The sequence below is a fragment of the Kocuria sp. CPCC 205261 genome (assembly GCF_040981025.1).
In the GTDB taxonomy this organism is placed as follows: Bacteria; Actinomycetota; Actinomycetes; order Actinomycetales; family Micrococcaceae; genus Kocuria; species Kocuria marina.
On sequence record NZ_JAVKPU010000015.1, the window covers coordinates 1 to 13,938 of the forward strand.

General features: G+C 69.3%; 11 protein-coding genes, 1 tRNA gene and 1 pseudogene. 10 read left to right on the top strand and 3 right to left on the bottom strand.

Annotated elements, in window-relative coordinates; genetic code table 11:
- From RF646_RS12210 to RF646_RS12230, 5 genes and pseudogenes are all read left to right on the top strand, one after another.
- Positions 1-646: pseudogene (locus RF646_RS12210) on the top strand (hypothetical protein); the annotation flags it as partial.
- A 157-nt stretch (positions 647-803) separates the two neighbouring features.
- Entirely contained in the window at positions 804-1,859 is a 1,056-nt protein-coding gene (gene rsmA, locus RF646_RS12215) for a 16S rRNA (adenine(1518)-N(6)/adenine(1519)-N(6))-dimethyltransferase RsmA (protein WP_368836107.1), read from the top strand.
- Positions 1,856-2,878, top strand: coding sequence for a 4-(cytidine 5'-diphospho)-2-C-methyl-D-erythritol kinase (locus RF646_RS12220; protein ID WP_368836108.1), 1,023 nt, complete (start codon positions 1,856-1,858; stop codon positions 2,876-2,878). Before rsmA ends, RF646_RS12220 begins: the two co-directional genes overlap by 4 nt.
- 119 nt (positions 2,879-2,997) lie before the next feature.
- On the top strand, positions 2,998-4,437 hold the full coding sequence (locus tag RF646_RS12225) for an RNB domain-containing ribonuclease (RefSeq protein ID WP_368836109.1): 1,440 nt from the start codon (positions 2,998-3,000) through the stop codon (positions 4,435-4,437).
- Between the two features lie 90 nt (positions 4,438-4,527).
- Positions 4,528-4,821, top strand: coding sequence for an antibiotic biosynthesis monooxygenase (locus tag RF646_RS12230; RefSeq protein ID WP_085106956.1), 294 nt, complete (start codon positions 4,528-4,530; stop codon positions 4,819-4,821).
- Here the strand turns inward: RF646_RS12230 and RF646_RS12235 are convergent.
- Complete coding sequence (locus RF646_RS12235) at positions 4,761-5,792, bottom strand: GlxA family transcriptional regulator (protein WP_368836110.1); 1,032 nt, start codon at positions 5,790-5,792, stop codon at positions 4,761-4,763. The genes RF646_RS12230 and RF646_RS12235 overlap by 61 nt on opposite strands.
- Positions 5,793-5,949: 157 nt before the next feature.
- Here RF646_RS12235 and RF646_RS12240 point away from each other — a divergent pair, with 157 nt between their 5' ends.
- Positions 5,950-6,588: an HD domain-containing protein gene (locus tag RF646_RS12240; protein ID WP_144999467.1), complete on the top strand. Its 639-nt coding sequence runs from the start codon at positions 5,950-5,952 to the stop codon at positions 6,586-6,588.
- A 16-nt stretch (positions 6,589-6,604) separates the two neighbouring features.
- Here RF646_RS12240 and RF646_RS12245 read toward each other — a convergent pair whose 3' ends face one another.
- Positions 6,605-8,557, bottom strand: a complete 1,953-nt coding sequence (locus RF646_RS12245; RefSeq protein ID WP_368836111.1) for an ABC-F family ATP-binding cassette domain-containing protein — start codon at positions 8,555-8,557, stop codon at positions 6,605-6,607.
- Positions 8,558-8,633: 76 nt separating this feature from the next.
- Between RF646_RS12245 and RF646_RS12250 the strand changes: the two genes are divergently transcribed.
- From RF646_RS12250 to RF646_RS12265, 4 genes are all read left to right on the top strand, one after another.
- Positions 8,634-9,365: a hypothetical protein gene (locus tag RF646_RS12250; RefSeq protein WP_368836112.1), complete on the top strand. Its 732-nt coding sequence runs from the start codon at positions 8,634-8,636 to the stop codon at positions 9,363-9,365.
- A 73-nt stretch (positions 9,366-9,438) separates the two neighbouring features.
- Positions 9,439-9,510 (top strand) — tRNA-Gln (locus RF646_RS12255).
- A gap of 22 nt (positions 9,511-9,532) precedes the next feature.
- Positions 9,533-11,050, top strand: coding sequence for a bifunctional UDP-N-acetylglucosamine diphosphorylase/glucosamine-1-phosphate N-acetyltransferase GlmU (gene glmU, locus RF646_RS12260; protein ID WP_368836113.1), 1,518 nt, complete (start codon positions 9,533-9,535; stop codon positions 11,048-11,050).
- Between the two features lie 58 nt (positions 11,051-11,108).
- A complete protein-coding gene (locus RF646_RS12265) occupies positions 11,109-12,089 on the top strand; it encodes a ribose-phosphate diphosphokinase (protein WP_064847154.1) in 981 nt (326 codons plus the stop codon).
- Between the two features lie 127 nt (positions 12,090-12,216).
- Here the strand turns inward: RF646_RS12265 and RF646_RS12270 are convergent, their stop codons facing one another.
- Positions 12,217-13,914: a GH25 family lysozyme gene (locus RF646_RS12270; RefSeq protein WP_368836114.1), complete on the bottom strand. Its 1,698-nt coding sequence runs from the start codon at positions 13,912-13,914 to the stop codon at positions 12,217-12,219.
- Positions 13,915-13,938 lie beyond the last annotated feature (24 nt).

The following is a 13,938-nucleotide window of genomic DNA, read 5'->3' on the forward strand; positions in this document are numbered from 1 at the left end:
TAGCCTACACTCACGACCACGACGTAGCGCCCGTTGCGTCCTGACCTCGGAACGAAACCCAGGGCGCTTCACCGCCGCACTGGATGCGTTGCTGGTGCATCGTGATCTGAGGCCGGTGGACTCGACACCCGCGTGGACGTCTCAATCCTGTGGGGAGCCGCCCTCGCTGGCGGACATCTACTCGGCATTGGAGACGCTGCCTCCGACATCCCGTGCGGTCATGGCGGTGCGCACGGCATTGAAGAGCACGCAATTTCCCACGCTTTCTCCCATGGAGACCTTGACGCGGTTGATGCTGTTGGCGTGTGGCCTGCCGTGTCCCGTTATGAACTTTCGCGTGGACACACGCCTGGGTTACAGCCTGCTCGACCTGGCGTGGCCTGAACACAAGACAGCCATTGAGTTCAACGGGCGGGTGCACAGCGAGAACCACCACGCGTACAAGAACGAGATGTATCGCAACGAGGTGCTCCGAGATCTGGGGTGGAAACTTCGCATCATCGTGTTCGACGATCTCCGAGATCCCGCCCGCTCAGTCGAGTGGCGCACCTGGTTGGGGCGGCAACTCTGGGTCGTGCCCCGTTTCCCGGCAGCAGGATCTCGCGCTCGCACATCCGTGTCCCGAAAAGGCATCCATATCCCGTGATCGGTGTCTTTCTGGGGCACACGTGTTGTGCAGTGGGATTGCCGCGGGGCCCAATGAGGGTGGGAGGGAAGGTTCAGGTATGGGGGAGTGAGCGGGGCGGGGGCGCGGGCACAGGTGCGGGTGCGGATCGCGCAGGCACGCCACGTAGGATTGACCGGTGACCGAGCCCAGTACCGACGGCCCTCTCCTAGGCCCCGCCGAGATTCGAGAACTCGCCGAGCAAGCGGGGATCCGCCCCACCAAGACGCTCGGTCAGAACTTCGTGATCGATCCCAACACCATCCGCCGGATCGTGGCCGCCGCCCACCTGGGGCAGGACGAACACGTCCTGGAGGTGGGGCCCGGGCTGGGGTCGTTGACGTTGGGGCTGTTGGCGGCGTCGTCGGTCACGGCCGTGGAGATCGACCCGCCCCTCGCGCGGCAGCTGCCCCAGACCGTGGAACGGTTCTTCCCGAGCGCTGCGGACCGGTTGTCCGTGGTGGAGGCCGACGCCGCCCGCGTGCGTGAGCTGCCCGGCGAGCCGACCGCGCTCGTCGCGAACCTGCCCTACAACGTGGCCGTGCCGGTGCTGCTGCACATCCTGGAGACCTTCCCGAGCGTGCGCCACGGGCTCGTGATGGTCCAGGACGAGGTCGCTGACCGATTGGCGGCCGGGCCCGGGTCGCGCGTGTACGGCGTGCCGTCCGTGAAGGCCACCTGGTACGCGCACGTGAGCAAGGCCGGGGTGATCGGCAAGAACGTGTTCTGGCCCGCCCCGAAGATCGCGTCCGGGCTCGTACGCTTCGAGCGCCGAGAGCCCCCGGTCGCCGAGTCGCTGCGCCGGGACACGTTCGCGGTGGTAGACGCCGCGTTCGCCCAGCGTCGCAAGACCTTACGGGCGGCGCTGAACGGCTGGGCGGGGTCCGGTGCCCGCGCCGAGGAGATCCTGCGCGCCGCCGGTGTGGACCCCGCCGCGCGCGGTGAGCGGCTCGACGTCGCCGACTTCGCCCGGATCGCGGCGGCCGCCGGGACCGTAAGTTCAGAGCGGACGGAGGAAGTGGCCGGAGCCGATAGCCGACCCGGAGAAGTTCCGGGGAACCTCACGACTCCACGAACCGCGTCTGCCACTGGGACGGCGCCGGACGAGCACCCCGCGGAAGCCGTTGAGACCGCGCCCCGAGACCGGTCCGGAGTGAACGACGTACCTGCCACCGACCCGGGGGAGCACCCATGAGCCCCACACCGACCCGGGTCAGCGCGAGCGCCCCGGCCAAGACGAACCTCGTGCTGCACGTGGGCAGCCCCACCCCGGACGGTTACCACCCCCTGGAGACCTTCTTCGTGGCCGTGGACCTGCGGGAAACCGTGACGGCCTCCGTGAATCCCGCGCTCGCCCGTCGTGGGGTGGGGATCCGCATCACCGTGGAGGCCGAGCGCGGTAGCGAGTACGCCCGCATGGTGAGCGAGGGAACCGCCCGCCTCTCCGATGTCCCCCTGGACGGGACGAACCTGGCCGTGAAGGCCGCGCTCGCGGTGTGCGAGGCGCTGGACGTCCCCGTGCCCGGACTCGAGCTGCATGTCCGCAAGGCCGTGCCGGTCGCCGGCGGCATGGGCGGGGGATCCGCGGACGCCGCCGCCGCGCTCGTGGCGGTCAACGACCTCGTGGCCCGCCACGCGGGCATCGCCCCAATGGATACGGACGAACTCCTCCGACTGGGCGCCGGCCTGGGCGCCGACGTGCCGTTCATGCTCCTGGGAGGTGCCGCGATCGGCCGCGGCACGGGAACCGAGTTGGAGTCGGTGGCCGCGGAGGAGCAATTGCATTTTGTGTTCGTCCCCCAGGACCAGGGCCTGTCCACACCGGCCGTGTACCGCCAGTGGGATGCCAATCACACGGTGACGAACGCATCGGCGAGGAGTGCCCCGCGCACCGGCATCGCCCCCGACCCCGTCCCCACCGCGGTGCTCACGGCCTTGGCCGACGCGGACCCCGATGCCCTCGCCGCCCGGATCCGCAATGACCTCCAGGGCCCCGCGATCCAGTTGCTACCCGAACTCGAGGGGCTGCTCAACCACGGCGTGGAACTGGGTGCGCTCGCCGGATGGGTATCCGGGTCGGGCCCCACGGTGTGTTTCCTGGTGCGCTCGCGGGATGCCGCGCGCCGCCTCGTGCTCGACTTCGTGCGGGAACACCGCCACGCCCTCGCCGTGACCGGCCCCGTGCCCGGCGCGCGGGTCGAATCGCGCGAATGAACCCGCCCGCCGGGGTGTCCCGGGGCAGAATCGGGTCAACGTAGGCGCGTCACCACGGTTTCGAGGTCTGGGCCGGCCCGGGCGGTGCACTCCCCGAGCCCCCGGGTGAGGAGTCAATCTTGGCCATCCGTCCGCAGCAGGTCCATCCCGTTCCCGAGCCACTCGTGCGCGCACTCGAGGCCCTGCGTCACGAGCTCAACATCCCCGACGACTTCCCACCGGCCGTGCACGACGCCGCCGTGGCCGCTGCCGCCGCACCGCGCCTACCGTCTCTGGACCGCACGGACCTCGAGCTCGTCACGATCGACCCGGAGGGCTCCCGGGACCTGGACCAAGCGGTGCTCATCGGCGCCGCGGATACGGGTTTCACCGTGTGGTACGCGATCGCCGACGTCGCCGCGTTCGTGCACCCGGGCGATCCGATCGATGTCGAGGCCCACGGCCGCGGCCAGACCCTCTACGCCCCGCACCAGCGCACGCCGTTGCACCCTCCCGAACTCTCGGAGGACGCCGCGAGTCTGCTGCCGCACACCGTGCGCCCCGCCGTGCTGTGGGAACTGGGGCTGGACGAACAGGGCGCACTCCGCAGCACATCGGTGCGGCGGGCCCTCGTGCGTAGCCGCGCCCAGCTGACCTATCGAGAAGTACAGGATCGGCTGGACGCGGGGACCGCGGACCCGTCCCTCACACTGTTGCGCACCGTGGGGCAATTACGGGAACGGATCGAACGGGAACGCGGCGGGGTGAGCCTGCGCATCCCCGAGCAGGAAGTGATGATCGATCACGAGCAGTGGCGCGTGGTCCACCGCAGTGCGCTGCCCGTGGAGGGGTGGAACGCCCAGATCTCGCTGCTCACGGGCATCGCCGCCGCGCAGTTGATGCTCGACGCCGGCACGGGCCTGTTGCGCATCTTGCCCCGCGCGGCCGACTCCGCGATCCGCAAACTGCGGGCCACGGCGGCCGCCCTGCGCATCCCGTGGCCCGAGGACGTCAGCTACCCGGAATTCGTGCGCGCACTCGATCCGCAGCTCGGGACCCACGCGGCCATGCTGCACGCGTGCACCCTGTTGTTTCGGGGGGCCGGTTACGAGGCGTTCCACGGCGCGGCCCCGGAGCATCGCGAACACTCGGCCATCGCGACGTCGTACGCGCACGTGACCGCGCCGCTGCGCCGACTCGTGGACCGCTACGGGAGCGAGGTGTGCCTCACGATCAGCGCCGGGAACCCCGTTCCCGACTGGGTGCTCGAGGCGCTGCCGCAGCTGCCGGCCGAGATGGAGGCGTCCGCGCGCAAGGCCTCGGCGTACGAGCGCGGGATCGTGAACATGGTCGAGACGCTGGCGCTGTCCGCGCACGTGGGCGAGGAATTCACGGCCACCGTCGTGGAGGTCAAGGACGACGGTGCTCGCGGCACCATCATCATCCGCGAACCCGCCGTTGAGGTCACCCTCAAGGCCCCCGATTTGCCGTTCGGCAAGGAGGTCCGGGTGCGTCTCGTGCGGGCCGACGTCGCGGAGGGCCGCGCCGAGTTCGAACTCGTGTCCGACGTCGCCGGGTGACGCCGCCTGGTCCGGAACCTCGTCGCAGTAACCGGTCAGGCGGCGTCGTTAGCCTGGGAGAGAAGTGATGACGAACGACAGGAGGCAGTCATGTCCGTGGTGAAGATCAATGCCATCGAGGTCCCCGAGGGTGCCGGCGCCGAGCTCGAGGCCCGGTTCGCGGCGCGCAAGCACGCGGTGGACGGTGAGCCCGGTTTCGAGGGGTTCCAGCTGTTGCGCCCGGTCGCGGGGGAGAACCGCTACTTCGTGGTGACCACGTGGGCCACCCAGGAGGACTTCGAGGCGTGGCGGGACGGTAATGCCAAGGCCGCCCACGCCGGGGGTCAGCGCAAACCGGTGGCCACGGGTGCGTCGCTGCTCGAGTTCGAGGTCGTGGACCTGTAAGGCTCCCGGACTGGATCGGTCGGGAAGCGGCCGCGGTAGTAGCTGGGCGTGACGCCGAAGTGCCGCACGAACGCGCGGCGCAGGGTTTCGTCCGTGCCGAAGCCGGACAGTCGCGCGGTGTCCATGACGCCGTGCCCGCGGTCCAGCAGAGACTTGGCGGTTTCGACCCTGACCTGTTCCACGAATTTCCCCGGCGATACGCCCAACTCCGCGGTGAACAGCCGGCTCAGATGGCGCACGCTCATGTGCGCGCGCCGGGCCAGCTCCGCCACCGGGGGTGCGGCCGCGGGGTCGCTCACGATATCGGCGCACAGCTCGCGCAGGGGAGCGGATGACGGCGCGGGCCAGTCCAGCGCGGCCGAGAACTGGGACTGCCCTCCCGCGCGCTGCATGTAGACCACGAGTTCCCGGGCCACGCCGTGGGCCAAGTTCCGCCCGTGGTCCACGGCCACGAGTGACAGGGCGAGGTCGATCCCGGACGAGATGCCCGCGCTCGTGACCACGGCTCCGTCGCGCACGTACAGCTCGTCGGGGTGTACGGTCACTACTGGGTAGCGGCGGGCCAGCTCGGCGGCGTGACGCCAGTGGGTCGTGGCCCGGCGTCCGTCGAGCAGGCCCGCCTCGGCCAGCGCGAACGCCCCGGTGCACACGCTCGCCACGCGGTCGCTATGGTCGGCGACGGCGCGCACTGCCGTGACGACGCCGTCCGGCACCGGGCGCGTGGCGAGGGATTCTCCACCGGCAACCAGCAGCGTGCCGACCCGGGGTGCGCCCTCCAGATCCGCGAGTGATTCGGTCGCGATCCGCGCGCCCGCCGACGTCTCGACGTCTCCGCCGGACGGCGAGACGAAGCGCACCGCGTAGTCGGCACCCGCGGAGTTGGCCGCGGCGAAAACCTCAGCGGGTCCGGAGACGTCCAGCAGGGTGACCCCGGGGAACAGCAGAACGACGACGTGATGGCGGGCTGTCATGTGTTCAGTATGTCCGAATCCGAGGGGTTCCTGTCACTGTGGACCTGGCGGACGGGTGTGCAGCGAGCTCACAATGGAGAGGTGGGGCAGCGCGGCTCCTCAGCTGCAGCGGCCCCTGCCCGCCCATGCACGGCCCGCCCAGAACAGGACTCAGCTCATGACCGACACCATTTCCGGCATCTCCGTCCCTGACAGCAAACTCGCCCGGGAGATCACCGAGTACATCCGGGACAGCGAGGACGACCTGCTCTACCACCACTCCCGCCGCGTGTTCTTCTTCGGCGCGCTCGTGGGGCAGGCCCAGGACCTGAGCGTGGACCACGAGCTGCTGTATGCGGCGGCCATGTTCCACGATCGCGGCCTCACGGATACTTACTCCGACTCCATGCTGCGTTTCGAGGTGGACGGCGCGAACGAGGTCCGCGAGTTCCTCCTGGAACGCGGTGCGTCGCAGGAGCGGGCGCACAACGCGTGGCTCGGGATCGCGCTGCACACGACCCCCGGGGTGCCCGAGTTCATGGCCCCGGAGATTGCGCTCGTGAGTGCGGGTGTGGAGACGGACGTGCTGGGCATGCACTTCGACGAGCTCACGGACGCCCAACGGCAGGCCGTGGTGGAGGTCCATCCCCGCCCGGACTTCAAGAACCGGATCCTCAAGGCGTTCAACGACGCCAACGTGCACCGCCCGCACTCCACGTTCGGGAACATGAACGCGGACGTGCTGGAGCACTTCGACCCGGAATTCAAGCGCGACAACTTCGTGGAGATCATCAAGGCGAACCCCTGGAGCGAGTGAGTTCCGGCTCGCTCGTCTACTCCAGCGCCTCGCCCAGCTCGAGCCATCGCAGCTCGAGTTCGTCCAGCTGCTCCTGCAGTTCGGACTTCTGCGCCGCCAGCTTGCCGAGCCCTTCGAAGTCCGAGGGGTCCGCGGCGGCCATGGTCCCGTCCAATGCCTTGATCTGCTCGCCGAGTTTCTGCATCTTGCGCTCGACGGCGCCCAGTTCCTTCTGCGCGGCCCGCGCCTGCGCGCCGGACAGCCGCGGCTCGGAGGGGGCGGCGCCGTCGGAGGCAGGGGCAGTGCCAGAGGAGGAAGAGGACGCCGCAAGCGGGTTGGATGCCCCGGAGGAACCGGCTGCGGTGCCGGACGCCGCGGTCGCCGAGAGGTTGAGGTACTCCTCGACCCCGCCGGGCAGGTGCCGGAACCGGCCGTTGATTACCGCGTACTGCTGATCGGTCACCCGCTCCAGGAGATAGCGGTCGTGGGAGACCACCAGCAGGGTCCCGGGCCACGTGTCCAGGAGATCCTCCATGGCGGCGAGCATGTCCGTGTCCAGGTCGTTGGAGGGCTCGTCCAGGATCAACACGTTGGGCTCGTCCAGCAGGATGAGCAGCAACTGCAGGCGCCGCTTCTGTCCACCCGAGAGGTCCTTGACCGGGGTCTTCAGCTGCGCGGAGGAGAACCCCAGCCGCTCCAAGAGCTGGGTGGGGGTCATCTCCTTGCCCTCGGTCACGTAGGAGGTCTTCTTCCGGGCGACGACGTCCGAGACCCGGTCGTTCGCGACGTCCTCGAGCTCGGCGAGCTGCTGGGTCAAGGTCGCGATCTTGACGGTCTTCCCGCGCTTGACCCGCCCCGTGGTGGGCTCCACGGCACCCGTGACGAGCCCCAGGAGCGTGGACTTGCCCGCGCCGTTGACGCCCAGAATGCCCGTGCGCTCCCCGGGAGCGATCAACCACGTGACGTCCTGCAGCACGCGTGTCCGACCGGAGGCGCCAGGCGAAGAGGCGCCCGACGAAGCGGCAGTCGCGGCGCCGTCGTCATCCGCGGAAGGGCCGGACGGACCGGACGAACCCGCGGAACCGGAAACGGCGGGGGAGGGGAACTCCACCGACACGTCCTCGATGTCCACCACGTCCTTGCCCAACCGGGACACCGCCATGCGGGACAGCGACACGGAATCGCGCGGCGGCGGGACGTCGGAGATCAACTGGTTGGCGGCGTCGATGCGGAACTTGGGCTTGGACGTGCGCGCGGGTGCCCCGCGGCGCAGCCATGCGAGCTCCTTGCGCATGAGGTTCTGCCGCTTCTGCTCCACCACGGCGGCCTGTCGGTCACGCTCCACGCGCTGCAGCACGTACGCCGCGTACCCGCCCTCGAAGGGTTCCACGATCCGGTCGTGGACCTCCCACGTGTCGGTGCACACGGCGTCCAGGAACCAGCGGTCGTGGGTCACGACCACGAGCGCGCCGGCGTTCCTGGACCAGCGGTTGTTGAGGTGTTTCGCGAGCCACGTGATGCCGTCCACGTCCAGGTGGTTGGTGGGCTCGTCCAGGAAGATCACGTCCCAGTCGCCGGTCAGCAGGCTCGCGAGCGCGACCCGGCGGCGCTGCCCGCCCGAGAGCTGCCCCACGGGGGTGTCCCAGTCCACGTCCGAGACGAGCCCGGAGATCACGTCCCGCACCTTGGGATCCGCGGCCCACACGTAGTCGGGCACGTCCCCCACCACGGCGTGGCCCACGGTCTGGTCCGGGTCCAGCATGTCGGCCTGGTCGAGCATGCCCACGGTCGTCCCGCTGCGCACGGTCACCCGCCCGGAGTCCGGTGCGATGCGCCCCGCGAGCAGTCGCATGAGAGTGGACTTGCCGTCCCCGTTGCGACCCACGATCCCGATCCGGTCGCCCTCGTCGATCCCCACGGTGACCGAGTCGAACACGGTCTTGGTGGGGTACTCGAGATGTAAGTTTTCTCCGCCGATCAGATGAGCCACCCGGCAAGGATACAAGCGCGCACCGACGGGCCGCGGCGTCGTCCCCCCGCCCCACGGGCGTGCGAGACTGTGTGCCATGCACGACGCAACAGGCCGCGGGGAGACGCCCGCGGGAACCGTCCTGGACGATCCCCAGGGCCTCGCCGAGGCGGTGGCCCGGATCCGTGAGTTCCCGGGGCCGGTGGAGATCACGATCGGCGGGGACCACCCCGTGGGGCCGCACATGGGTTCGCTCGTGCGCCGCCAGACCGCTCTACGCCTGCGCGAGGCCGGCGCGGAACCCCTGTTGTTGCGCGCGCCCGTGGCCGTGGACGACGACATCCCCGACGAGGGCGTGCTCGCGGCCGTGGACGACGCCCTGGAGCTGTGCCGCGGTGTGGGCGCCGGGTGGCTCGTGCTCGCCCTGGGCGGGGTGGCGCACCGGGGGCGGCAGCGGCGGCGGCTGTACTCGATGCTCGCCGCGCTCGCGGAAGCAGCGTCCCACCGCCAGGTCAAGCTCATGGTGCAGAACAGCACGATCGTGGAGGAAGTGGGCATGCTCATGGCCCTGTTGGACCGCGAGTACGACAACGGCGCGCTGGACGTCACCGCCCCGGACGTCACCTCCATGGCGTGGGACGTCTCGCGTTCCCGGGCCGCCGGACAGGCCGACAACGCCGCGTGGGAGTACGTGCGCCGCGCCGCCGCACGCGCCCCCGTGCTCGTGCGTGGGATCACCGTGGAGGACACCGAGACCCTGTCCCGGTGGCTCCCCGGATTCGAGGAGAACCGTGCAGCGGGGCGGGTTCTGCTCGTGCTGACGCGCTGAACGCAGATGATAAAGTGACGTCTCGTGCGTCCTCCGGGCGCACGCACATGTTGGCGCCCGCGGGTGACAACGCTCCGCCATGGTGTAATTGGCAGCACACCGGCCTTTGGAGCCGTGAGTCTAGGTTCGAGTCCTAGTGGCGGAACGCACGATACATCGAGGCGTAGATGGCCCCCACCGCCTCACGAGCAACCAGAGGAGTCTGCTCCGTGAGCACCATTGACACCGCGAGCACCGGGCAGAACCCCGCCGCCGTCATCGTCCTGGCCGCGGGTAAGGGCACCCGCATGAAGTCGAAGACCCCCAAGATCCTGCATGAGATCGGGGGTCGTTCCATGCTGGGCCACGCCTTGAAGGTGGCCCGCGAGCTCGCGCCGCAGCGCATCGTGGCCGTGATCCGTCACCAGCGCGATCTCGTGGCCGAGCACATCGCGGCCGTGGATCCCGAGGTCCTGACCGCGGACCAGTCGGACGTCCCCGGTACCGGTTCCGCCGTGGACGCGGGCCTCGAGGTCCTCGACGCCGAGACCCCCGTGAGCGGCACTGTGCTGGTGACCTACGGGGACGTCCCCCTGCTCATGGTGGACACGCTGCGCGAGTTCGTGGCGCACCACGACTCCCACGGCAACGCCGTGACGGTGCTGACCGCCGATCACCCCGAGCCCGGCAAGTACGGCCGGATCCTGCGGGACGAGCGCGGCGAGTTCGCCGAGATCAAGGAGTTCAAGGACGCCACGGACGCCGAGCGTGCGGTGAGCGAGGTCAACTCCGGGATCTTCGCGTTCGACGCCGCGGTGCTGCGGGATGCGCTCTCCCGCGTGGACACCGACAACGCCCAGGCGGAGAAGTACCTCACGGACGTCCCGCGTCTCGCGCGCGAGGCCGGCCACCGCGTGGACGCACTCAAGATGACGGATTACATGGAGCTCGAGGGCGCCAACGACCGCGTCCAGCTCGCGGCACTGGGGCACTACCTCAACCAGCGCACCCTGGAAATGCACATGCGCAACGGGGTGTCCATCGTGGACCCCGCGACCACGTGGATCGACGACACCGTGGAGCTCGAGGCGGACAGCACCGTGCTACCCGGGACCCAACTGCACGGGCGTACGCGGGTCGCGGAGGACGCCATCGTGGGCCCCGACACCACCCTGACCGACGTGATCGTGGGCCGCGGAGCGCACGTCACGCGCACCCACGGCAGCGATTCCGAGCTGCGCGCGGGCGCCACGGTGGGCCCCTTCGCGTACCTGCGCCCCGGCACGGTCCTGGGCGAGGACGGCAAGATCGGCACGTTCGTGGAGACCAAGAAGGCCACGATCGGACGCGGCTCCAAGGTCCCGCACCTGTCCTACGTGGGGGACGCCACGATCGGGGAGAACTCCAACATCGGCGCGGCCTCGGTCTTCGTGAACTACGACGGCGTGGCCAAGCACCACACCACGATCGGCAACGACGTCCGCATGGGTTCGGACAACATGTACGTGGCCCCCGTGACCGTGGGCGACGGCGCCTACTCGGGTGCCGGGACCACCGTGCGCAAGGACGTCCCCGCCGGGGCCCTGGTGCTCACGGAGGGCAAGCAGGTCATCGTGGAAGGATGGGTGCAGGAGCACCGTCCCGGAACCGCGGCGGCACGCGCGGCCCAGGCCGCTCAAGACTCTGACCGCGACGACCACGCCTGAGTCCGGGCGCACGGCACGCGAGCAGTGATCCACAGGAATTCAAGGAAAGCGAGTTCACATGACCGGCATCACCAACACGGGTTCGAACCGCATGGTTCTGCTCTCGGGTCGGGCCCATCCCGAGCTCGCCAACAACATCGCCCGTGAGCTGGGCACCGAACTGGTCCCCACGGACGCGTACGACTTCGCGAACGGTGAGACCTACGTGCGCTTCGGTGAGTCGGTGCGCGGCGCGGACGCGTTCCTGATTCAGTCCCACCCCGCTCCCATCAACCAGTGGTTGATGGAGCAGCTCATCATGCTGGACTCCCTCAAACGGGCATCCGCCAAGTCCATCACCGTGGTCAGCCCGTTCTACCCGTACGCGCGCCAGGACAAGAAGCACCGCGGCCGCGAGCCCATCTCCGCTCGCCTGATCGCGGACCTCTACAAGACCGCGGGCGCGGACCGGCTGATGTCCGTGGATCTGCACACCGCGCAGATCCAGGGTTTCTTCGACGGACCCGTGGACCACCTCATGGCCATCCCGCTGCTGAGCGACTACGTGCGCTCCGTGGTGGATGTGGACAACGTGACCGTGGTGTCTCCGGACACCGGCCGTGTGCGCGTGGCCGAGCAGTGGGCCGAGCGCCTGGGCGGTGCCCCGCTCGCGTTCGTGCACAAGACCCGGGACATCACCGTGCCCAACCAGGCGGTGTCCAAGGAGGTCGTGGGCAACATCAAGGGCCGCACGTGCGTGCTGATCGACGACATGATCGACACCGGCGGAACGATCACCGGCGCCGTGAAGGTGCTCAAGGACCAAGGCGCGAAGAACGTGATCATTGCGGCCACGCACGCCGTTTTCTCCGGTCCTGCCGTGGAGCGGTTGTCCTCGTGCGGCGCGGACAAGGTGGCCGTGACCGACACCCTGCCCGTGCCCCCGGAGCACCAGTTCGAGAACCTCGAGGTGCTCTCGATCGCTCCGCTGATCGCCCGTGCCATCCAGGAGGTCTTCGAGGACGGATCGGTCACCAGCCTGTTCAACGGCCGCTCCTGACAACCGCCGGTGACCGCTACGACGCGGTTTCCGGTACGACGAAGGCCGGGGCGGCACACGCCACCCCGGCCTTCGTCGTACTCGGGAGTCGTGGTGTCCGGGGCGCATCACCCCGGACACCACAGCATCACAACCGGCTGATCCGGGTCCCGCCGTAGACGGTGTTGTACCCGATCACGTATCCGTTGGAGAACTGCTGACGGATCTCGTAGCCCGCGCGGTACTCGTCGGTCGTGGGATAGCCCAGGCCGCGCTCCATGCCGGACTTCGCCCAGCGCTGACCGATCGCGCCGTACTCCTTGATCGCGCGCGAACCCGTGCGCGGGGACCACATGAGCTTGGTGGACTTACCGGACGGGGTACGGAAGACCTGGTAGGCCCCGCCCGCCAGCGAGCGCTCCTCGGTGATCGGGAAGCCGTAACCGCGTTCCCGTCCGGCGCCGATGAACTTCCCGCCGATGCTGCTCGTGTTGCGGACCATGTGCCCGCCCGTGGTGCGGTGCCAGTACGCGGTGGACTTCACGCCGTTGCGCACGAACTCTTGGTACCGGCCGCCGTTCGCGGCGTTGGCCTCGGGGCCCACCGGGGTGCCCCACTTCGCGGCGCCGCCCGTGGCGCGGTAGATCGCGCCGATGCCGCCGGCCACGGAGTAGCCGGTCGCGCGCCCGCCCAGCGGCTTGTAGTTCGACGACGATACCAGGGCCTGCAGCTGCGCCCACGAACCGCCGTACACGTTCGAGTCACCCGAGAAGGGCCCGCTGTCCGTGTACTGCCAGATGTCGTAGCGCGACCAGCCGTTGGGGTACCACTGGGGTGCCATGACGCCGTAGGACGCGAGATGCAGGGGGTGGTCGTTGAACTGCGCCGTGTTGCCCGTGCAGGTCTGCCACCAGTCCGCGGTCGTGTAGATCGCGGGCAGTCGACCAGTGCGCTGCTTGTAGCGGTCCGAGAAGGACTTGATCCACGCGGTCATCTGCGGCTGGGACATGTTGTAGCACGTGCCACCCAGGGAGGCGTACGGGTTGTACTCGATGTCCAGCAGGCCGGGCAGGGTCTTGCCGTCCGAGGACCAGCCGCCGCCGTTGTTGATGAAGAAGTCCGCCTGGGCGGCACCCGAGGACTGTGAGGGCAGCGCGAAGTGGTACGCGCCGCGGAACATGCCCACCTCGTACGAGCCCGTGTACTGGTCGTCGAAGGCCTCGGAGTGATAACCGGTCCCCTCGGTGGCCTTGACGTAAGCGAAGCGCGCGCCGGCGGCGTATTCCGCGCTCCAGTTCACAGCAGGCTGCCACCCGGAGACGTCCATGCCCTGGATCCCGGTCGGGGTCCAGTTGTTCTCCCGGATCACGAGGGACATGGAACCGGCCGGGCCGATGCCCGTGGTGCCCGCGGCCTGCGCGGCGGCACTCGCGGTGGCCTTCGGGTTCGCGCTCGCGGACGGCGTGGCGGGGGTCTTGGGCGACGGCGCCGCGGTCGACGGCGCGGCGGAGGGTTTCGCCGCCTCAGGGCCGAGGACGTTCTCGGCCACCTTGTCGAGTTCCTTCTCGGACGCCTCCGAGAGGTTGGTCGTGGTCGCCATGGACTTCATCTTCTGGCCCATGGTCGCGCCGGGATTCTTGTCACCGGTCTTGGGTGGGGCCGTGGGCAGCTGGGGGTCCTTGACAACCGTCTCGAGTTCGTGGGTTTCCACGGAGACCACTTTCCCCTTCTCGGGATTGAGGTTCTCCGCGGGATCGTTGGCCGCCGTGGCGGGGATGAAGGTGGTCAGTGCCAGGACCGCGGCGGTCACGGCAGCGGGCAGCACTGATTTTCGGGGGGAGATCATACGCGTAGCCTTTACTGCGTGTGG

Coding starts and splice junctions, on each gene's coding strand:
- RF646_RS12270 (WP_368836114.1), bottom strand. CDS start 13,914: ATGATCTCCCCCCGAAAATCAGTGCTGCCCGCTGCCGTGACCGCCGCG.
- RF646_RS12235 (WP_368836110.1), bottom strand. CDS start 5,792: ATGACAGCCCGCCATCACGTCGTCGTTCTGCTGTTCCCCGGGGTCACC.
- RF646_RS12250 (WP_368836112.1), top strand. CDS start 8,634: ATGCACGACGCAACAGGCCGCGGGGAGACGCCCGCGGGAACCGTCCTG.
- glmU (WP_368836113.1), top strand. CDS start 9,533: ATGGCCCCCACCGCCTCACGAGCAACCAGAGGAGTCTGCTCCGTGAGC.
- RF646_RS12265 (WP_064847154.1), top strand. CDS start 11,109: ATGACCGGCATCACCAACACGGGTTCGAACCGCATGGTTCTGCTCTCG.
- RF646_RS12240 (WP_144999467.1), top strand. CDS start 5,950: ATGACCGACACCATTTCCGGCATCTCCGTCCCTGACAGCAAACTCGCC.
- RF646_RS12220 (WP_368836108.1), top strand. CDS start 1,856: ATGAGCCCCACACCGACCCGGGTCAGCGCGAGCGCCCCGGCCAAGACG.
- RF646_RS12230 (WP_085106956.1), top strand. CDS start 4,528: ATGTCCGTGGTGAAGATCAATGCCATCGAGGTCCCCGAGGGTGCCGGC.